Source organism: Lacimicrobium alkaliphilum, from assembly GCF_002591895.1.
Lineage (GTDB): Bacteria > Pseudomonadota > Gammaproteobacteria > Enterobacterales > Alteromonadaceae > Lacimicrobium > Lacimicrobium alkaliphilum.
This window is the reverse complement of the sequence record NZ_NISX01000001.1, coordinates 133140-153395: the sequence shown is the minus strand read 5'-3', so window position 1 is coordinate 153395 and position 20256 is coordinate 133140. Positions and strand designations below refer to the sequence as shown.

Annotated in this window: 21 protein-coding genes; 8 read left to right on the top strand and 13 right to left on the bottom strand. The window is 50.4% G+C overall.

Annotated elements, in window-relative coordinates; translation table 11 throughout:
* Positions 1–92: 92 nt before the first annotated feature.
* Positions 93–1640: a glutamate synthase-related protein gene (locus tag CDA54_RS00675; RefSeq protein WP_099033069.1), complete on the top strand. Its 1548-nt coding sequence runs from the start codon at positions 93–95 to the stop codon at positions 1638–1640.
* Here the strand turns inward: CDA54_RS00675 and CDA54_RS00670 are convergent.
* Both CDA54_RS00670 and CDA54_RS00665 read right to left on the bottom strand, forming a co-directional pair.
* Positions 1620–2498, bottom strand: coding sequence for a carboxylate/amino acid/amine transporter (locus CDA54_RS00670; protein WP_099033068.1), 879 nt, complete (start codon positions 2496–2498; stop codon positions 1620–1622). The genes CDA54_RS00675 and CDA54_RS00670 overlap by 21 nt on opposite strands.
* Positions 2498–3940 carry an amidohydrolase family protein gene (locus tag CDA54_RS00665; protein ID WP_229748052.1) on the bottom strand — a complete coding sequence of 481 codons (1443 nt, stop codon included), beginning with the start codon at positions 3938–3940 and terminating at the stop codon, positions 2498–2500. Before CDA54_RS00665 ends, CDA54_RS00670 begins: the two co-directional genes overlap by 1 nt.
* A gap of 141 nt (positions 3941–4081) precedes the next feature.
* Here CDA54_RS00665 and CDA54_RS00660 point away from each other — a divergent pair, with 141 nt between their 5' ends.
* On the top strand, positions 4082–5431 hold the full coding sequence (locus CDA54_RS00660) for a DEAD/DEAH box helicase (protein WP_099033327.1): 1350 nt from the start codon (positions 4082–4084) through the stop codon (positions 5429–5431).
* Positions 5432–5459: 28 nt separating this feature from the next.
* Here the strand turns inward: CDA54_RS00660 and CDA54_RS00655 are convergent, their stop codons facing one another.
* Together CDA54_RS00655 and CDA54_RS00650 are read right to left on the bottom strand one after the other, a co-directional pair.
* On the bottom strand, positions 5460–6059 hold the full coding sequence (locus CDA54_RS00655) for a YqaA family protein (RefSeq protein ID WP_099033067.1): 600 nt from the start codon (positions 6057–6059) through the stop codon (positions 5460–5462).
* Positions 6060–6080: 21 nt separating this feature from the next.
* Positions 6081–7100, bottom strand: coding sequence for a 2-dehydropantoate 2-reductase (locus CDA54_RS00650; RefSeq protein WP_099033066.1), 1020 nt, complete (start codon positions 7098–7100; stop codon positions 6081–6083).
* Between the two features lie 252 nt (positions 7101–7352).
* On the opposite strand from CDA54_RS00650, the gene ushA reads away from it, so the two are divergent.
* Complete coding sequence (gene ushA, locus CDA54_RS00645) at positions 7353–8984, top strand: bifunctional UDP-sugar hydrolase/5'-nucleotidase UshA (protein ID WP_099033065.1); 1632 nt, start codon at positions 7353–7355, stop codon at positions 8982–8984.
* 107 nt (positions 8985–9091) lie between these two features.
* Positions 9092–10120, top strand: coding sequence for a patatin-like phospholipase family protein (locus tag CDA54_RS00640; RefSeq protein WP_099033064.1), 1029 nt, complete (start codon positions 9092–9094; stop codon positions 10118–10120).
* Between the two features lie 39 nt (positions 10121–10159).
* On the opposite strand, the gene CDA54_RS00635 is transcribed toward CDA54_RS00640, so the two are convergent.
* The gene (locus CDA54_RS00635; protein ID WP_099033063.1) at positions 10160–10723 is read right to left on the bottom strand and encodes a PhnA domain-containing protein; all 564 of its coding nucleotides are present in this window, start codon (positions 10721–10723) and stop codon (positions 10160–10162) included.
* A 169-nt stretch (positions 10724–10892) separates the two neighbouring features.
* Between CDA54_RS00635 and CDA54_RS00630 the strand changes: the two genes are divergently transcribed.
* Both CDA54_RS00630 and CDA54_RS19530 read left to right on the top strand, forming a co-directional pair.
* Complete coding sequence (locus tag CDA54_RS00630) at positions 10893–11477, top strand: nucleoside deaminase (RefSeq protein WP_099033062.1); 585 nt, start codon at positions 10893–10895, stop codon at positions 11475–11477.
* A gap of 787 nt (positions 11478–12264) precedes the next feature.
* The gene (locus tag CDA54_RS19530; RefSeq protein WP_180237073.1) at positions 12265–12420 is read left to right on the top strand and encodes a hypothetical protein; all 156 of its coding nucleotides are present in this window, start codon (positions 12265–12267) and stop codon (positions 12418–12420) included.
* A 48-nt stretch (positions 12421–12468) separates the two neighbouring features.
* On the opposite strand, the gene CDA54_RS00620 is transcribed toward CDA54_RS19530, so the two are convergent.
* The 6 genes from CDA54_RS00620 to CDA54_RS00595 all read right to left on the bottom strand — a co-directional run bounded on the left by CDA54_RS00620 (position 12469) and on the right by CDA54_RS00595 (position 17640).
* Positions 12469–12870 carry a type II toxin-antitoxin system VapC family toxin gene (locus CDA54_RS00620; RefSeq protein ID WP_099033060.1) on the bottom strand — a complete coding sequence of 134 codons (402 nt, stop codon included), beginning with the start codon at positions 12868–12870 and terminating at the stop codon, positions 12469–12471.
* The gene (locus CDA54_RS00615) at positions 12867–13103 is read right to left on the bottom strand and encodes a type II toxin-antitoxin system Phd/YefM family antitoxin (protein ID WP_099033059.1); all 237 of its coding nucleotides are present in this window, start codon (positions 13101–13103) and stop codon (positions 12867–12869) included. The genes CDA54_RS00620 and CDA54_RS00615 overlap by 4 nt, the downstream gene beginning before the upstream one ends.
* 327 nt (positions 13104–13430) lie before the next feature.
* The gene (ahpF, locus tag CDA54_RS00610; protein WP_099033058.1) at positions 13431–15008 is read right to left on the bottom strand and encodes an alkyl hydroperoxide reductase subunit F; all 1578 of its coding nucleotides are present in this window, start codon (positions 15006–15008) and stop codon (positions 13431–13433) included.
* Positions 15009–15160: 152 nt separating this feature from the next.
* Complete coding sequence (gene ahpC, locus CDA54_RS00605; protein WP_099033057.1) at positions 15161–15730, bottom strand: alkyl hydroperoxide reductase subunit C; 570 nt, start codon at positions 15728–15730, stop codon at positions 15161–15163.
* Positions 15731–16999: 1269 nt separating this feature from the next.
* Entirely contained in the window at positions 17000–17194 is a 195-nt protein-coding gene (locus CDA54_RS00600) for a glutathione binding-like protein (RefSeq protein WP_099033056.1), read from the bottom strand.
* The gene (locus CDA54_RS00595; protein WP_099033055.1) at positions 17191–17640 is read right to left on the bottom strand and encodes a hypothetical protein; all 450 of its coding nucleotides are present in this window, start codon (positions 17638–17640) and stop codon (positions 17191–17193) included. The genes CDA54_RS00600 and CDA54_RS00595 overlap by 4 nt, the downstream gene beginning before the upstream one ends.
* 161 nt (positions 17641–17801) lie before the next feature.
* On the opposite strand from CDA54_RS00595, the gene CDA54_RS00590 reads away from it, so the two are divergent.
* Both CDA54_RS00590 and CDA54_RS00585 read left to right on the top strand, forming a co-directional pair.
* Complete coding sequence (locus CDA54_RS00590) at positions 17802–18728, top strand: LysR family transcriptional regulator (protein WP_099033054.1); 927 nt, start codon at positions 17802–17804, stop codon at positions 18726–18728.
* On the top strand, positions 18719–19132 hold the full coding sequence (locus CDA54_RS00585; RefSeq protein WP_099033053.1) for a hypothetical protein: 414 nt from the start codon (positions 18719–18721) through the stop codon (positions 19130–19132). The genes CDA54_RS00590 and CDA54_RS00585 overlap by 10 nt, the downstream gene beginning before the upstream one ends.
* Before the next feature lie 16 nt (positions 19133–19148).
* On the opposite strand, the gene CDA54_RS00580 is transcribed toward CDA54_RS00585, so the two are convergent.
* Together CDA54_RS00580 and CDA54_RS00575 are read right to left on the bottom strand one after the other, a co-directional pair.
* Positions 19149–19631: a DUF2919 family protein gene (locus tag CDA54_RS00580; protein ID WP_099033052.1), complete on the bottom strand. Its 483-nt coding sequence runs from the start codon at positions 19629–19631 to the stop codon at positions 19149–19151.
* Positions 19632–19647: 16 nt separating this feature from the next.
* On the bottom strand, positions 19648–19971 hold the full coding sequence (locus tag CDA54_RS00575) for a DUF3392 domain-containing protein (protein WP_099033051.1): 324 nt from the start codon (positions 19969–19971) through the stop codon (positions 19648–19650).
* Positions 19972–20256 lie beyond the last annotated feature (285 nt).

The window sequence follows — 20256 nt, the reverse complement described above, 5'->3', positions numbered from 1 at the left end:
GGCTCTTTTTTATTATCTCCGTGTCAGGCATCAGGCTGCACATCAGCAAATAATCGCTATGCTTAAGGTTTTACTTTCTCTGGAGCAGTGCGATGAGCCAACCCATTATTGCAGACAACAAGCCGGTCAAAACAGAACTGAAAAAAGGCGAAGAATACTATTTCTGTGCATGTGGCCGCTCTTCTGATCAACCCTTCTGTGACGGCTCTCACACCGGTACCGGGTTTAAGCCAAAGTCATTTGTGGCAGAGAAAGATGACGAGGCTTATCTGTGCCAGTGCAAACACACCGCCAACCCGCCTTTTTGTGACGGTACCCACAAGAACTTTAGTCAGGACAATGTGGGTAAAGAAGGTCCTGGTGTTAAACAGCAGGATAATAAACAACCCAGCGCCAAAGCCACCGAAGAAGAACCGACGGTAGAGTTTATTCATCAGCTGGCCCGGGAAGGCCTCAGCAAAATGGGCCATCATGGCCCTATGACAGCAATGGGCGTACCCCGCAATCAGTTGCCTCACTGGGATGATATTCAGATTATGGTGGCGCAGATGGCCACCAGGCCACTGATGGAAGACACAAACGTCGAAACCTCCCTGGTGATCGGCCCGCAGGCGCAAAAGCCCCTAAGCCTGAAAATCCCGTTGCTGGTATCGGATATGAGTTTTGGCGCTCTTTCTGAAGAAGCCAAAATTGCCATGGCTCGCGGTGCCGAGATGGCAGGTACCGGCATCTGCTCAGGCGAAGGCGGCATGTTAGCCGAAGAGCAGGCGGAAAACTCACGCTATTTCTATGAACTGGCCAGCGCCGGCTTTGGTTATCAGGAGTCCCTGTTAAAACAGGTTCAGTGTTTTCATTTTAAGGGTGGTCAGGGGGCCAAAACCGGTACCGGCGGCCACTTACCGGGTAACAAAAACACCGGCAAAATATCCACTGTACGGGGCATCCCTGAAGGTGAGCCAGCCATTTCGCCACCCACTTTTAAGGACCTTAACAGCCCTAAAGACTTTAAACGCTTCGCCGATCGGGTCAGAGAGATCACCGGCGGTATTCCGGTGGGCTTTAAGCTCAGCGCCAATCATATTGAAAGAGATATTCAGTTTGCCCTGGATGCCAGTGCCGACTACATCATCCTTGATGGCCGTGGCGGTGCTACAGGCGCCGCCCCGACACTTTTTCGCGATCATATCAGTGTACCGACTTTGCCCGCGCTGGCCCGAGCCCGCCACTATCTGGATCGTCAGGGTGCCAGTGGCAGGGTGACGCTGATCATCACCGGTGGCTTAAGGGTACCTGCCGATTTTGTCAAAGCCCTGGCGCTGGGCGCGGATGGCGTCGCCATCGCCAACAGTGCCATGCAGTCTATTGGTTGTGTAGCGGCGAGAATATGCAATACCAACAACTGCCCTGCCGGTATCGCCACCCAAAAAGCGGATTTACGTCAGCGTCTCGATGTAGATAAGTCAGCCCGTCAACTGAAGAACTTCTTTGAAGCCTCCACTGAACTGATGCAGGTGATGGCCCGGGCCTGTGGCCATGATGCGCTGAGTAAATTTAATCAGAACGATCTGGCCACCTGGAACAGAGATATGGCGCTGTTAACCGGTATCCGCTACGCAGGCTTACTCGACCCGGTGCCCTGAGCGTTGCTTACGGAGCATGGAATGGCGCTCATTGTACCAGAGCGCCAGCAGGATAATGGCGCCGCCGAGCGCCAGACGCAGCACATCTGCATCCCGGTTCCAGATCAGCAGGTTAACCAGGATCCCGGCCGGGATCAGCAGGTTATTCATCACCGCCAGGCTGCCGACATTCACCAGCGTTGCCCCTTTGTTCCAGCCAAAGTAACCCAGACCTGAAGCAATCAGTCCCAGATAAATCAGAATCCCCCATTGCAGATTAGTCGATGGCAGCGAGCTGTTGTCGCCAAATAAGGCAAAACAGAGGCTGGCCACCATCAGTGCACCGATAAAGAACCAGCCAAATACCTGATGCTGGTTCAGCCCTGTATTACCGGCCATCAGGCGTTTATACAGCACCTGCCCGGATGCAAAACACAGATTAGCGCCCTGCACGATAAAAAAACCACTGATAAAACCGCTGCTGATGCCGTCGTACCGGATAGCCGCAGCTCCGGCAATGGCCAGCAGTGCGGCGATTAAAAAACGGCGATTAAAACGCCTTTCCAGCGCGTCGTTAAGCAGCGTGATATACAGCGGCGTCATTACCGTAAACAACAGTACTTCAGGCACCGTCAGATACAAAAAACTATGGTAGTAGAAGCTATACATCAGCCCCAGTTGGATGGCGCCTATTGCCATCAGTCGCAGCGCCAGCGAAAAGCGTAAATTACGCAGGCGCAAAAAGGGCAAAAACACACAGGTTGCCAGTGCCACGCGAACCAGCACAGAAAACCAGGCATCCACCTGCCCGGCCAGATAAACGCCAATCAGACTGAAGGAAAAGGCCCAGAGCAAGGTGGTGGCAAGCAGATAACCCATTAATTGCCCCGGGTACTGCTGGCGTATGTTTCCGCTTTATCCAATAATTCCTGTAAGTCATTCTGGTTAAAATAGCGCCCCTGCGCCACGACCCCAGAAATTCTGCGTGTATGGCGGATATCTTCGAGCGGATTTTGCGTAAGAAGTAGGATATCCGCCACTTTCCCCACATAAAGGGAACCATAATCAGCCTGTCGGTTGAGAAACGCCGGGCCACTCAATACGGCACTTTGTATCGCTTGTAATGGACTCAGGCCGGATTCAACGTAGATCTGTAGCTCCTGGTGTAAGGACAACCCCGGATAAATATAGGAATTAAGAAATCCCGCATCGGTGCCGGCGATGATCCGTACACCGCTTTGTTGTAACCAGGGAAGCAAGGATGCCGATACCTGAAACTGCTGTTTACGGGCACGGATCGCCTCAGCATCATCTTTTCCTGCCCGCTCAACCCGCCACTCATAGGTGTCAATCAGTCCCTGTCCAAGGTATTGCAGAAATTGATCCTGCAGATGATCCTCCTCATCCAGATAGGCAATAATCTGGCTGCCTATCATAGTGGGAACAACAGCCGTATCATTCTTTGCCAGCACTTTGTATTTGCTCAACGCCGTTTGTTTATCCACATGACGCGTAATGATCGGCAACGCCGATCTGTAACTCAGCTCACCGCTGGCCACCCGTTCAGAGATTTCTTCTTCATTCTTTGCAGCAGCCTTAAGCAGGTAACTCATATGTTCAATAGCATCCAGGCCAGCATCAGATACATCCGTTACCGAGAGTTCAAACGGAATATGCCCGGAAATATTATAACCGCGAGACTTCACCTCTTTCACCGCCTGCAGGTACAATTCTGGCGTCATCGCACTATCAGTGATTTTGATATAATCCACTTGCATAGCGTCTAATTTGTCCATGGCTGCGTGCATTTCAGCCACAGTTTCAACTTCCAGGTCACCTGGCCAGATTGAATCTTTACCTTCAAGCTTTGGCCCTGAAGTAAAAATACGGGGTCCGGTAAGCTCCCCGTTAGCTATCTGTGCTCTCCAGGCCAACACCGTATCGCTAAGGTCGGCCGCCGCATCCCGAACAGTGGTTACACCGTGAGCCAGATAGAGACCCAGTAACGCTTTGTTGTCCTCAATCAGGTCTTCACCACCACCAAAGTGAACATGCATATCCCACAACCCGGGCATGACGTACCCTCCCTGCCCGTTAACTGTCTGCGTAGCCTGATACCTCATGTTTTCGACCTCTCCCCTGCCGACGATTCGCCCCTCATCAATCGCTAAATACTGATCTGGGTAAACCTTTCCATTTTGTACATCGATCAGGTTGGTATTGTAGATAAGCAGTTCTACTTTATGGATTGGATCATTTACTGTGCAGTTTGCTATCAGCGCCAGTAGTGGCAGCAATACAACATGTCTGATTGACTTCACTTTCTTACTCCGGGCATCATATTCTGTGAGAACATGATTAAAATAAATGACCACTAAGATTATCTGCGCTGGTCGCCCATTGCTAGCCGGATTAGCACCAACAGCGTATACTTGCGACAAATTATTGTTGCGGATTTTGTTTTGCTGTTTACCGATCTTCCCATTGACCAGCGTTTGCTGCACAAACTCGAACAGAAAGGCTTTAGTCAGGCCACAGACATTCAGGCTCAGGCCCTGCCCCATGCATTACTGGAAAAGGATCTTATTGCCTCGTCTAAAACCGGTTCGGGGAAAACCCTGGCGTATCTTATTCCCGCCATTAACCGGGTATTGAAAACCAAAGCATTGAGTAAGAAAGATCCCCGGGTGCTTATTCTTGCTCCAACCCGGGAGCTTGCCAAACAGGTATATTTGCAACTACGTATTTTAATAGAGGGGACGCCAAATAAAGCGGTACTCGTCCTCGGTGGTGAAAATTTCAATGATCAGGTCAAAGCACTTCGCCGCTACCCCCAGTTTGTAGTAGGCACCGCTGGCAGAATTGCCGATCACCTCACCGACAAGTCTCTGTTTCTTGAAGGACTGGAGATGCTCATTCTCGATGAAGCGGATCGCATGCTGGATCTGGGCTTCGCTGCACAACTCAAACAGATTGACGCGGCAGCCAATCACCGTAAACGCCAGAGCATGATGTTCTCCGCAACATTAGACAATGCCGAACTGCATTACCTGACCTCGACCCTGCTTAAGGATCCCAAACGCATCAGTATCGGTAGCGCCGGCGAACAACATCTGGATATCGCTCAGCGTTTTGTGCTTGCCGATCATATTGAACACAAAGAAGCGTTGCTAAAAAACCTTCTTGAGCAAAAAGACTATCAGCAGGTAATTCTGTTTACCGCCACCCGCGAGGATACCGAGCGTCTGGCCCGGCTGGTCAGTGAATGGGGGCTCAGCAGCGTGGCGCTGTCAGGGGATTTAAACCAGTCTCAGCGCAGTAATATTATGAATGCCTTTGGTCGCGGCCAGCACCAGATTCTGGTCACTACAGATGTGGCCTCCAGGGGGTTGGATCTGCTCAAGGTATCACTGGTGATCAACTTTGATCTGCCCAAACAGGCCGAAGAGTATGTGCACCGGATCGGTCGCACCGGCCGGGCCGGTAATCAGGGTTATGCTATCTCACTGGTGGGGCCGAAAGACTGGCAAAGCTTTGTGGCCATCAAAGCACTACTGGAACAGGATATCGAGTTTACCATTTTAGAGGGTCTGGAAGGTAAATTTAAAGGCTTTCGTAAAAAGCCAGCCAACAAGGTTGGCGAAACAAACCAGGCAGACAACTCCCCTGCAGAGCAACGGGCCGTTAAGCCAAAAACCAAACGGGTTAATACCATGGCCGGTGAAGAGGTAGGCGATCGGGTCCTGGCACGCAAGAAACCACGGCCGCCTGCGGCACCGGATCCTGATGACGATGAGGAAGAAATCGGATAACGGCTATCGGATAACAGCTACAGATCCGTTACAGAAAATACACTAAAAAGCCCACCACAAATATCAATAGTACTGAGACCCCCACAGCTCTGGCATGTTTTTTCCAGAGCTCTGCGGCGGTATCCCCAAACAGCAATACCAGCGCCGCCAGGCCATAGTAACGTATCCCTCTGGATAAACCGGATGCCAGCATAAACAACAACAGCGGATATCCGGTAGCGCCAGCGCCGAGCATGGCAAACTGAAAAGGCACCGGTGTAATGCCCACCATAAAGATGGCAATAAACCCCTCTTCATCCAGGCTGTTCATATACTGTTCGAACGCCTCAGCCCCTCCGGTGATGCCAATCAGCCACTGGCCGATGGAATCAAACAGACTGACACCAACCCAATAACCTGCCATGGCGCCAGTCAGACAGCCAAGCAGCGCCACTGTGCTGATCAGCCAGATACGCTGACGCTCAAGCAACATATAGGGGATCAGGATCAGTTCCAGTGGAATGGGAATAAGGGTCGCTTCAAAGGCGGAGAGAAAAAATAATATTACCAGGGCATAAGGGCTTTGACGTAATTTATCGACCCAGTAATCTGCCGCTCGTTTACCGCTTAACTTGGATGCTGCTTTCAAGTAAATTTCCCGCTGTAATTTTCACAATGGCCCTGTTGTAACCCGTCTGAGCAATTCACCGGCCTGCATACCCGGTTGCCGGATCCCCTGCTCCACTTCGCGGATAAGCTGGTGTATCACCTGATTGGCGGCACAGCCCAGGCCCAGACTGAGCGCCTCTTCGACCACTGCGCCATTTAAAAAGGCGATTTCGGTTTTTCGTTTAAGGTGCAAATCCCACCACATGGAAGTGCGCACTTTGGGATCAATTGCCAGCATAGTATTGGCCAGACGCTCAAAAAGCCAGTCCGGCAAACGTAACACCCAAGGGATCCAGGCGGCTGGCAGGGCGGTCAGTTTTGGTAAACGCAACCCTTTGGCCTTCGCCACTCCCAGCAACTCATCCATCAATAAGGCCAGCACCTTTCGGTATGCTCGTTGCCTGAGCATGGATTTTACCGGAATATCCGCAAGCGCGTTGACCGCATTACCCAGGTTAAGTTGCAGTTTTGCCCATTGCAGTTCGGTCATGGCACTGCTGTATTCCATCCTCAACAGCGGCGAGCTCAGGGTGTTAACCAAAGTGGGAACAGGATCATCGGCATGCAGGCGCTCCAGGGTCAGGCAGCCCTCGGAACCACAATGTAGGGTGGCATCCGTTTCTTCTGTCACATTAAAGCCGACGACGGCCCGGTGCACAGGATTATCGGGATAGGCTTGCTGCACCAGGGACTCCGCCCCCAGGCCATTCTGGCAACAGAAAATCCGCGTATCAGCCTTAATTAATGGTGCCATATCCCTGATCGCCTGCTCGATGGCAATGCACTTTACAGTCAGCCACAGGATATCGCCCTTCGGTGCTTCATTAAGTCGTTCTTTGCTCAGCAGTTCCGGTGTCACCGGCCCCGACTGGTTACCCTGATAATCGGTCAGCCGGATACCCTGTTGCCATTTATCCAGTACCGAGGCACGGCCTATTAAACAGACCTTTTGCCCATTCGCGGCTATTGCTGCGCCAAGGTAACCGCCAATAAGGCCGGCCCCAAATACCAGATGCTGCATAGAAAACTCCTCAGAGTTGATGTTATTGCGCGTCACTGTGATCAGACAATCGGCGTAACCTTTGCAAACAGTACAACCTCAGACAAATTGTAGACCCTAAGGCGCGGGAAAATTGCAGAGTTTATACCGTTGTGATTACCAGCGACACGCTCATGCCTGCTGCTACGACACTCCCGGAACAAAAAAGACAGGATTTTGTTAAAAGCCCTGAGTTAGAATGTCAGACTAAATCTGACAACGGGTACTGTCTATATGTTTGATTTTCGCCCTTATTTCAGGGCTTCTGTTACGAGCCTGCTGATCATTCTGCTCGCAGGCTGCGCCGTTGAGCCTCAATCACAAGTACAGCCGCAATCTGTCACCATACTGCACACCAATGATCACCATGGTCGTTTCTGGCGCAATGAAGCCGCCGAGTACGGCATGTCAGCCCGAAAAACACTGATTGACCATATCCGCAAGGAGGTGGCAGCAGAAAATGGTATTTTGCTGCTACTTTCCGGCGGCGACATCAACACCGGTGTACCGGAGTCAGACCTGCAACAGGCAGAGCCGGATTTTAAGGGCATGAAGCTGCTTGGCTACGATGCCATGGCGCTGGGCAACCACGAGTTTGACAACCCTCTTACGGTACTCGATAAACAGCACCAATGGGCGGGATTTCCCCTGCTCTCTGCCAATATTTATGACAAACAGACAGGCAAGCGCCGCTATCAGCCTTATCAGATGTTTGAAACCCAGGGCCTGCGCATCGCCGTTATTGGCCTGACCACAGAAGATACGGCCAAAATCGGTAACCCGGAATACATAGGTAAGCTGGAATTTCGTAATGCAGCCGCAGAAGCCCGCAACCTGATCGCCGAAATTGAGCAAACCGAAAAGCCCGATATGGTCATTGCAGTAACCCATATGGGCCACTATGACAACGCTAAGTCCGGCATCAATACCCCCGGTGACGTGACCCTGGCCCGCGCTCAGCAGCCCGGCAGTCTGGATATGATTATCGGTGGTCATTCCCAGGAACCGGTGTGTATGGAGGAAGAAAACCAAAACCGTAACGACTATGTACCTGGTCTTCCCTGCCAACCGGATTTTCAGAATGGCACATGGATTATGCAGGCCCATGAGTGGGGAAAATACGTGGGCAGGGCAGATTTTACCTACCAGAATGGCGAGCTGGAGTTGCAGCAATATCAGCTGATACCCGTTAATCTGAGAAACCAGCCCGCGGCGATGCCCAGACTGCAGGAAGATCAGCAAATGCTCTCTCTGCTGCGCCCCTTTCAGCAGGTGGGCGAGAAAAAACTCGGGATAAAAATTGCCGATCTGAACGGCCGACTGGAAGGAGATCGCAACCAGGTCAGGTTCAGACAAACCAACCTTGGCCGCCTGATTGCCGCGGCGCAGATGCATCGGGCCAATGCCGATTTCGGTCTGATCAGTGGAGGGGGTATTCGTGACTCGATTGAAGCAGGCGAGATCACCTATAAAGATGTGCTGCGGGTACAACCCTTTGGCAATACCTTAGGTTATGTGCAGATGCGCGGTGATGAGGTGCTCGACTATCTTGGTCATGTTGCCACCAAGCCAACGGATTCAGGTGCCTACGCCCAGTTTTATAATCTTTCCCTGCGTCTGAAGAATGGCAAGGTAGAGGCTGTCAGAATTGGCGGTGAGCCGCTGCAACCCGATCGCCAGTATCGTTTTTCATTGGCGGGTTTTTATGCCTCCGGCGGTGATGGCTACCCCAGACTCCTTGATCACCCAGGCTATGTAGACACCGGCTTTGTGGATGCCGATGTGCTAAGGGCATATCTGGAGCAGCACAGCCCGATCAATGCCGCAGACTTTGCGCCAGCAGGTAAAATCGAGGTGGTGAATTAGACCAGCAGGAAAAATCCGTTTTTAGCAGCTTCCTGCTGGTGATTCTTAACAACCTGGTCTAGCGTTATAAACAAATTATCTGTCCGCAAACCAGCAAGGAATTCGCTATGCCAGCCCAGTTTCGCAATCTCGTGTTTGAAGGTGGCGGTGTCAAAGGTATCGCCTATGTCGGGGCCATGCAGGCCCTTGAGCAGCGACAGCAATTAAAGACTGTCCGTCGTGTGGGTGGGACCAGTGCAGGTGCCATCAATGCGCTGATTTTTGCGCTGGGCTTTGATATTCCCCGCCAGTTACACATTCTGCGCTCCACCGACTTCGCCGCCTTTATGGATGACTCTTTTGGCGTCATTCGTGATATTCGCCGGCTCGCCAAAGATTTCGGCTGGCACAAGGGCGATTATTTTTCCAAGTGGCTGGCCTCTTTGGTAGAAGAAAAGCTGGGCAGCGAATCCGCCACCTTCCGGGATCTTAAGAACGCCGGTCTGTGTGATCTCTATGTGACAGGCACTAACCTCTCCACCGGTTATGGCGAAGTGTTTTCCTTTGAACGCCATGCCGATATGCCGCTGGTGCAGGCGATTCGTATCAGCATGTCGATACCCCTGTTCTTTGCCGCCATACGGCTGGGCCAGTTTGAGGATGTGTATGTGGATGGCGGGGTTATGCGTAACTACCCCATCAAGTTGTTCGACCGCGAAAAATACATTGATGCGCAGGAGCCACAGGCGATCCGCCAGACAGAGTATTACAATCAGGAAAACGCCCGCTTTCTGCTCCACCAGCCTGGTCGCAGCCCTTATGTTTACAACCGTCAGACCCTGGGTTTAAGGCTGGATACGGCCGAAGAAATCGCCCTGTATCGCTATAATGAAACCCCACAAAGTAAACCCATAAAAAACTTTACTGACTATGCCAAGGCGCTGCTTTCAGCCATGCTGCTGGTACAGGAAAATCAACACCTGCACGGTGACGACTGGCAACGCACCGTGTATATCAACACCCTGGATGTGAAAACCACGGATTTTGAATTATCCGATGAAAGGAAAGATGCCCTGCTCGAACAAGGCATTAAAGGCACAGAAAAGTATTTACAATGGTTTGAAGATCCGGCCAACCAGCCGGTAAACCGTATTTAAAAATTTCCTGGTGTGATCATATGGGCTTATCCATCCACATCAGGACTTTTTCAGATAGTCCGCTATCAGTACGATGCGCACGCCATTGACCTTGCCCTCAACGTGCTTAGGGTTATCGGTCAGGCTGATGCCGCGTACCGCGGTGCCACGTTTGGCGGTAAAACCGGCACCTTTCACATCCAGGTCCTTGATCAGAGTAACATTGTCACCCGTACTTAAGACCGCTCCATTACTATCCAGTGTTGGCTCTCGCTCGGACTCATCACCGGCCTGAGCCCAGGCCAGCGTATCCGGCTCCAGATACAGCATATCCAGCAGATCCTGCGCCCAGATCTCAGTTGATAAACGCTTAAGCATGCGCCAGGCAACCACCTGTACCGCTGGCACCTGTGACCACATGCTGTCATTCAGACAACGCCAGTGGTTAGGCTCAACCTCTGTTTCACCCTCAAACTGTTCACGGCAGGTGGAGCACAACAACACATGATTATCCAGACCAGGCTGTTCAGCAGGAGGCACCGCAACCGGTGCCACCCCATCCGGCGAGTTGCATAACTCGCAGCTATCCCCTGCCCGTTCACTCAGGGCCTGTTGTAAAGACATGGTAGGTTTCGCTTCTTGTGTAAAACGCGCATTATAGCGTTAAATGCGGCTAACAGGGTCAAAATGCGTTTGAAAAAGCAGCACTTAAACGACAATTTTTCTATTAGGGGTTTGCTTAAGGTACTATCGCCATTATTGAGCCCCCTATACCCAATGCTAAGGACTAAGTATGTGTGCATCACAACAAGCGCCGCAATTACAGGTAGAGATCAGCCTGCCTGAATGGATCCACGAAATTGCCGACTGGCAGAAATCCTATACCAGTGATGAAGAGAAAATGGCCCTTGCGATTAAACTGGCCGACGAAAACGTCAAACGCAGCACCGGCGGGCCCTTCGGTTCCGCTATCTTTGATATGGACAGCGGTAAGCTCTTAGGTGTGGGCGTCAATCAGGTGGTGGCGCAGAATAATTCCACCCTGCACGGTGAAGTCACCGCAATTATGCTCAGCCAGAAGCGAATTGAGAATTTCACCCTCGGCGCACAAGGCGCCAGGCGCGAGCTGTTTACCTCCTGCGAACCCTGCGCCATGTGCATGGGCGCCACCCTGTGGAGCGGTGTTAAACGCCTGGTGTGCGCTGCCACCGGCGAAGATGCCCGCGCCATCGGCTTCGACGAGGGCCCGGTTTTCGAGCAATCCTATGCTTACCTGCAACAAGCCGGCCTCGAAGTAAAACGCCAGGTACTGCGCGACCAAGGCAAACAGGTATTGCAGGATTATCTGCAAAGCGGTGGGGAGATTTATAATGGGTGAGGTGATAGGAGTGCTGAGTGCAAGTTTAAGCCCCGTGATCCAGTGATGATAGATCCTTGCAACAGCTTAATCAGCAGCCTCAGCCAACAATAAGTGATACAGAACTGGACGCAGCAGAAACAGGGTCGTTAGGGGGATGTATGGAAAATTCAAAGCAATATCACTATCGCCCGCTTGGTTTTAAAGAGCATTACTTTAAAAGCCTGGGGTTGAATATTTTGGCGTTGATCGCATTGACTCTAGGAGTGACAGGAGGCGCTCCCTTAGACTGGCTATTACTGGTTGGGGGTGGTTTTTTATATATCAATTTTTACTGGTGGCTCCGCCTAAAAAAGGAAAATAAACAGCCAACCTTTAAGGTAGATGACATAGGCATCACCATGGAGCAGAACGGCCAGTCGGTTATGCGCCCCTGGTCCGACATTAAGCAGGTGCATCTGGTGGGCCCCTTCGATACCAAAGAAAGGCGCCCCGGTTTTGTTATCGATNGGTATCACCATGGAGCAGAACGGCCAGTCGGTCATACGCCCCTGGTCCGACATTAAGCAGGTGCATCTGGTTGACCCCTTCGATACTAAGGAAAAACGCCCCGGTTTTGTTATCGACTTTGGTGATGACACCGGCTGGATGGTGTATCAGCGCATTGAAGGCTATAAGGATTTTTACCAGCACTTAAAGGATCGGGGTATCCCCGGCACGGAAGAGGATATTTGGATCCACAACATCGACATATACGGCAAATCCACCGACGATCCCAAANATCGATTTTGGTGATGACACCGGCTGGATGGTCAGTCAGCGTATCCAAGGTTACAAGGATTTCTACCAGAGCTTAAAGGACAGAAGCATCCCCGGCACGGAAAAGGATGTGTGGATCTACAATATCGACCTCTACGGCAAATCCACCGACGATCCCAAATGGATCCAGAACCTGGTGAAATAAGTCAGATGCCTTTGGTAAGGTAAGGATCATGGAGTGATTGAAAAACCGTTACCATATTGTTCTCACATACTTATAGGTACGGATTTTTTCATCCGCTGTGACTAACGGCGCGTTTATATGGCGGGCGGTGGCCACAATCATCCGATCGGCCGGGTCTTTGTGGAATTCGCCAGGCAGGCGGGTGGCCTCGACACCTATTTCATTGTCAACGGCCACAAACTGTACAGCGTTGATATCGCTCACCGTGCTAAGCCAGTCATCCACACTCATGGTCAACGCCAGGCGCTCTTTTTGCACCAGCATTGCTATCTCCCAGGATGTAATAGACGACATCAGAATCATCCCGTCTTCAACACTCAATTCCCGCTCTATAGCCTGCTGCGGAGCCTGAGACAGCTGAGAATCACCGTTTACCCACCAGATTAAGGCGTGCGTATCCAGTACAATCACGCTAATACATCCCAGTCTTCCTCAGCAACAGGCTCTAAAGGCTGTTTAAACTCCACGACACTGCCGCGCAGCCGGGCCAGTGGCGTGCGGTTATCGGCCCGGTAGCGACGAATCTCCACAGTGGGTTGCCCCTTATCCGTCACCACAATGGATCCCCCGGAGGCTTCTACCTGCCGGAAGAATTCCAGTGCCCGGGCTTTAAACTGGGATTTTGAAACGAATTCCTGATCCATTATATTTCCATAGTCATTAACCATAGTCACATAGTAGTCCCAGCAGATGACTATGGCAAGTAGTCACCTGAATGGTTGGACAACAGCATTCGTCTGACAACCTATCCCCGGACATAAATTCTGCCTGCCGGTAAACAAGGCCACCGAAGGTCGCACTTCAGATGCGCGTAAAAAATGGAGAAGAGGTTAACTGTTCAAACCTCTGCGATCTCAGCGACTCTGCGGTGAAAGGCTCTTTCTGTTGTTGCGGGAAATAAAAAAGCCCGAGGAGCCCCGGGCCAAAAGTGCCTTGTTGGTCAAGGCGTTACGCTGTTTGCAGTTGCTGGATCAGGCGGCTTTGCTTTCCTGCTCAGGCGCTGATGAGCGCATCAGATAATCAAAGGCGCCCAGCGCGGCAGTGGCACCGCTGCCCATGGCAATAATAATCTGCTTAAAGGGCACTTCAGTGGCATCCCCTGCAGCAAATACCCCTTTGATATTAGTTTCACCGTTAGGTTTGGTAATGATCTCGCCACGGAGGGTCATTGCCACACCGCTGTCTTTAAGCCATTCGGTATTGGGCACCAGACCGATCTGCACAAAGATCCCCGCCAGTTCCACCTGCCTGGATTCACCACTTGTACGATCGGTGTAAGTGAGACCAGTAACCTTTTTGCCATCACCATTAACTTCAGTGGTCTGGGCATCAGTAATAATCTCGATATTAGGCATTGAGCGGGCTTTGCGCTGCAATACGTCATCTGCTCGCAGCTTGCTGTCAAATTCCAGCACAGTAACCTGTTCGACAATATTAGCCAGATCAATAGCCGCTTCGATACCAGAATTGCCGCCGCCGATTACCGCAACCTTCTTACCTTTGTACAAAGGCCCGTCACAGTGCGGGCAATAGGCCACACCGGCACCGCGATACTCACGTTCACCAGGCACATTCATTTCGCGCCAGCGGGCACCGGTGGCCAGCACGATACTTTTTGATTTCAGTACTGCACCGTTTTCGAGGGTAATCTCAAGCATATTGCCTTCGCGCAGGCTGGTTACCCGCTGGTTGTTCATAATATCCACATCATAGTCACGCACATGCTCTTCGAGACTGGCCACCAGTTTCGGGCCTTCTGTGGCTTTAACCGAGATAAAGTTTTCAATCCCCACGGTGTCAGCTACCTGGCCGCCAAAACGGTCAGTTATCAGGCCAGTACGAATGCCTTTTCGGGCCGAGTATATGGCCGAGGATGCCCCTGCCGGACCGGCACCGATGATCAGCATATCGAATGCCTCTTTTTGCTTGAGAGCTTCGGCCTGCTTCTCAGCCGCACTGTCATCCACTTTATTGAGGATTTTTTCCAGGGTGATGGCGCCCTGAGAGAATGGCTTACCATTTAAAAATACCGAAGGCACCGCCATCACATCGCGCTCATTCACTTCATCCTGAAATAACGAGCCATCAATCATCACATTGGTGATATTGGGATTCACTGCCGCCATCACATTCAGCGCCTGCACCACGCCCGGGCAGGTCTGGCAACTCAGTGACACATAGGTTTCAAAACGGTACTCGCCGGGCAGCCCTTTGATCTGCTCAAGGATTTCGGCTTCCTGCTTAATCGGATGACCGCCTGTGTGCAGCAGCGCCAGTACCAGTGAGGTAAATTCGTGACCCATGGGCAAGCCGGAGAAAATAATATTACTGCCCGTGTCCGGGCTGCTTACCTTCATACTGGGAATACGCAGCTCGCTGTCATTGCTTTGCTTAATACTGACCAGTTCAGAAAGGTCACTGATATCTGTGGCCAGGCTCAGTAATTCCTGAGACTTTTTACTCTGGTCTGCGGCAACCGTCAGTTCAACGGGCCGTTTCAGATTGGCCAGATAGGTTTTTAAATCGCTTTTTACTTTGTTGTCTAACATGGTGACCTCAGACGAAATTTATTTTCTACAGGCAACAGAAAACCAGGGCCGGACGCACCGGCCTTGATTTCGCTGTTGTTTTATATGGGGTCTGCTGCAATTACCTGCTTGTCATTAGCATGACCACAGACCCGCTTTCGGACGTGTTGGGTTTAGATCTTGCCGACGAGATCCAGTGATGGAGACAGCGTTTCTTCACCTGGCTGCCATTTGGCCGGGCAGACTTCGCCGTCGTGGCTGGCTACATACTGTGCCGCCTGCACTTTACGGAACAACTCTGCAGCACTGCGGCCAATACCCAGGTCATGGATTTCAGCCACTTTGATTTCACCTTCTGGGTTAATCACAAAAGTACCACGCAGGGCCAGACCATCTTCTTCGATCATCACACCGAAGTTACGTGAGATACGGCCTGTGGGGTCACCGATCATGGGAAACTTGATCTTGCTGATGGTATCAGAAGTATCGTGCCAGGCTTTATGGGTAAAGTGAGTATCGGTAGATACAGAGTAAACCTCTACGCCCATTTCCTTGAGTCTGTCATAGTAATCAGCCAGGTCACCCAGCTCAGTAGGACAAACGAAGGTAAAGTCAGCAGGGTAAAACATCACCACAGCCCATTTGCCCAGAACGTCTTTTTCAGACAGCTCAACAAAATCACCATTGTGATAAGCGGTAGCGTTAAAGGGCTGAATTTTGGTGTTGATTAAAGATTGTGTCATGTGTCGTTTCTCCTTGGTTTGAATAGGTTTGCCTTTAAGACGAGAAGAAGTGTAGACAATCTGACTGAATCTTTATAATTGATTGGTGAGATTGTTGTGATTTGAAAATACGATTAAATGTCGACGAACTCTAATAAAAAGCAAGAATAACCACAGAGGCACCCCGCACCGTTGCTTTTAAAACTACTAGCTGAAAACTTTTCTGGCTCTGCGATCTCAGCGCCGCTGCGAGATATTAAGCCANAGACGAGAAGAAGTGTAGACAATCTGACTGAATCTTTATAATTGATTGGTGAGATTGTTGTGATTTGAAAATACGATTAAATGTCGACGAACTCTAATAAAAAGCAAGAATAACCACAGAGGCACCCCGCACCGTTGCTTTTAAAACTACTAGCTGAAAACTTTTCTGGCTCTGCGATCTCAGCGCCGCTGCGAGATATTAAGCCATTATTCCTTTGATCTCGCTGAGGCGCAAAGACGCGGAGATATTAAGACCCCTTCTATCCTCTGTGCTCTCCGTGTCTCTGTGGTTAATTGCTTTTCATTAGTGCTGTTAGTGTGGTTGGTGGCAGATAAAAAGGCGAAATTAACCACAGAGGCACAAAGGACACAGAGAATCACTATTTAAGTGGTCAGTTGTCAGCCCTCAGATGTCAGTTTCTGAAGGCTGAAAACTACTAGCTGAGAACTTTTCTGACTCTGCGATCTCAGCGCCGCTGCGAGACCTAATGCTTTTATTGGTTTGATCTCCCTGAGGCACAAAGACGCAGAGATTTGAATAGTTAAACGCTTTGACCCCGTTCGTGTTTTTCGTGCCTTTCGTGGTCAAAAGCTTTTAAGTTTACCCCAGAGCCGCCGAGAACGCGGAGGTGTTAAAGCCCCGCTCTATCCTCTGTGCTCTCCGTGTCTCTGTGGTTAATTGCTTTTCATTAGTGCTGTTAGTGTGGTTGGTGGCAAATAAAAAGGCACTGGATTCCCGCCAACTGCACGCGGGAATGACAGNTTCATTAGTGCTGTTAGTGTGGTTGGTGGCAAATAAAAAGGCACTGGATTCCCGCCAACTGCACGCGGGAATGACAGACCGTCATGCCCGAATGCCGTTATCGGGCATCCAGCGACTTCAGACATCCGTGTAGAAAGGCGAAATTAACCACAGAGGCACGAAGGACACAGAGGTTTAAATACATCAATCTTCAGCCTCTGTGCTCTCTGTGTCTCTGTGGTTAAATTGCTTTTTAGCTCTTGTGGTTGGTGTTCTGTTTTTTCTCACAACGTCCCGGAAGCGCTGGGTCTGGCACTGACCGTCTTATGCCAACGTTTAAGATGGGTTTGCTCTTCGTCAATACGGATTTTTACTACCCGGGCAAAATCAATAGCACAAAGAGCGGTAATATCAGCTATAGAAAAACGCTCGCCGGCGATAAATTCACTATCAGCCAGACGTTTATCCAGTATTTTCATGCTTTATCCTTATTGAAGACTCTGGATTCATGCTGTTGCAACACGTCCACCAGAGTGTGAGGCTGATCTGTACCCAGGCGAATTTTTCGCCCGTCTTTAAGATGCAGCTCAACGGCTGTCAGTCCGGATACGTTATACAGCCAGCCTGATGGGGTCAGGCGTATGCCTAAGCCGTACCACCATTTATTGGTAACAGACTCAGCACTGTGCAGTTGCTCCAGCGGCAGTGATTTTTTCCAGAAGCCGGGGCCGAAAAACCAGCGCAACTGCTTGTCATCTACCTCAATGGTCAAAGACGAGAATAGCCAGGCAAGTATCAGCAACGGTACAAGCACGATAGCCGTCGCCAGGTGACTGACGGTTAAAGAATATATCGCCAGACACCCGGTAACCGGCAAGAGGATCCATAAAAGGTTTTTTGCAGGTTGTGTATGTTGGTAATGCATTGGCTTTCCGTGTGAATCATCCAGTCGTCACTATAGGCAATATTGCATATCGGGAAAAGTCTTAAGGGATCTTCGTCGATACATTTACTCAGCCCTGAGTCATTGCATTTATACTGACCGGGTACTAGCATGGGCAAACTATCGATAAAATAGAAACATTCATGTACCGGCCAAAAACAACCCTCGAACAGTGGCGCATATTGCAGGCCGTGGTGGACTGCGGAGGTTATGCCCATGCCGCCGCTAAGCTGAATAAAAGCCAGTCCTCTTTAAACCATGCTGTGGCAAAACTGCAAAACCAGTTAGGCGTAAACCTGCTTGAAGTGCGCGGCAGAAAAGCCTATCTGACCGAGGCCGGAGAAGTGATGCTACGCCGCTCCCGGCACTTAACCCAGAATGTGCAGGAACTGGAAATCCTGGCTGATAGCATCAACCAGGACTGGGAGCCAGAAATAACTCTGGCGGTAGATTTGGTTTACCCTAAAGCCCTGCTCTATCCGGTATTAAGGGATTTTCATCCCCAAAGCCGAGGCAGCCGTCTGCGTATTCTGGACACCGTACTCACTGGCACCGAAGAGGCCATTACTCAGGGCTGGGCTGACATCGTACTCTCTCCAAACGTACCAAAGGGTTTTTTAGGAGAACCTATTGCAGAAATGCAGTTTATTATTGTCTGCCATCCACAGCACCCACTGGCACAAATGACGGCACCAGTCGATCCGAATGAGTTAATGCATCACTTACAACTGGTAATTAAAGATACCTCCCAAACACCCAATGAAAAGCAGGGATGGCTTAAATCTGAACAGCGCTGGACAGTAAGCCAGTTTGATACGGCGATTGACCTGATGACACAGGGAACCGGATTTTGCTGGCTACCTGAACATACGGTCTGTGATGAGATTAATCAGCAAAAACTGGTTAAACTGGATCTTAAAGGCAGCAGTTTCAGAAAACTGGTGCTGTGGCTGGTACATCCCAGACCCGACAGCCTGGGCCCGGGTAGTCAATTGCTCAGCGATTATCTGCTCGCCCACCGCCAATTAAAACATACAACGCTAAACACCGAGGAAGAACCATGCAAATGACCCGGGAAGAACTTGAAAACCTGATGGCTGACAGCGCCCACAATGCTGCAGTGGCGACCAGGGAAGAATTCAGCATCGAACTGGACAACAGCGTTGAAAGCGTTGCGCTGGTAGATGAGGTCATACTCAAATGGCTGGAACGATACAAAGACAGCAGCCTGGAAAATAACGCGGTATTTACCCTGTGTAATCTTTACGGGGCGTATGTGGGAGAGATTTTCCGTAAACTGGTAGGTGGCCATTGGCATTATGATCAGAGTAACCCAGACACGCCCTACGTGGTGCTGGAATACGCCGGTCATACCTATGCATTTGCCGGGATTTGCTACCAACGTCTGGTCAATGACAGTCAGATCAGCGTCAAAAACTATTTCGATCAGGCCGTTAGCAATAATGCTCAGTAGCGCGTAACCAATAAGCTCATTGGGACTGGCGCTGCCAGTCTTTTAACATGAGCTTCAGGGTACGACTTCGATACCAATAAAGGGCAAACAACATATCCAGCAGCAGTGTCACTGCAATCACCCAGGAAAACGCCCAGTGGCCCTGATGGGCCATCAACAGGTGAAACCCTGCGTCTACACTCAGGCTCAGCAGCAATACCAGCCGAACAGGCTTAAATAACACTCTTGCATGGGTTTCAAACAACTTATGCCGCCAGAACACCATTCCCATTATCAGCAGTGCAGGTAAACCCAGCGAAAGACTGAAGTAGAAATAGCCTTTGTCAGGATAAAACAGAGAGAGAATGAGGCTGGTATCCTGTCGATATGATATTGATGCAACAGACACCAGATACACACGGATTAAAAACAGCAGGCTTAAGTACATAAAGCTATTGGGCTTTATCCGGCCTTGTTCGTCATAGTGTTTCAGCGGCAGAATCGCGCGGGGCTTGTTCATAAATGGACTACAGGCATCAGATATACCGGCGACGTTCGGCCAGATACCCCAGCAACAGAAAAACAGCAACAATACTAATTCCCTGATAGGTAGAAGGGATCAGCAGAATCAACTGTTTAAAAAACGGCGTCACAAACAAAATAAAGGCACCGTAACCAAAAGCACAAATGAGCACAAATACCAGCGTTCTCACCACAAAATGGTAAGGGCTGAGCATGCGTTTAAGGTGTTTATTTACCAGATCCCCATATACCACTAACAGGGTGGCAACCAACGTCATAGCCACCTCAATATAGTAGGGCTGAAGCCATTGGGTTAACTGAATAAGAGCATCATTCATACAGTTACTGCATCCTTTAAAATCAAATGATTCTGACCTGAGCCGCAAGTCGCCCAATTAGAGCGCCATATAGTTTAAATAAACAACACCAGCGAGAGTTCAAAAAGCGCGCAGGCAAGGCAAATTTTTGAAGGTTTAGTGGGCCTAAATCAAGAAAATTTGCCGCCGGATCCGTGCTTTTTGGGCCTCGCCCTTCGGGAGCGCCTTAAAAAGCCTCACTCTGCGTTCTGGTTGCTTAAAATAGTGTCGCTATTCCTGCGCAACCACGCCTTGATTGAGGCTTTT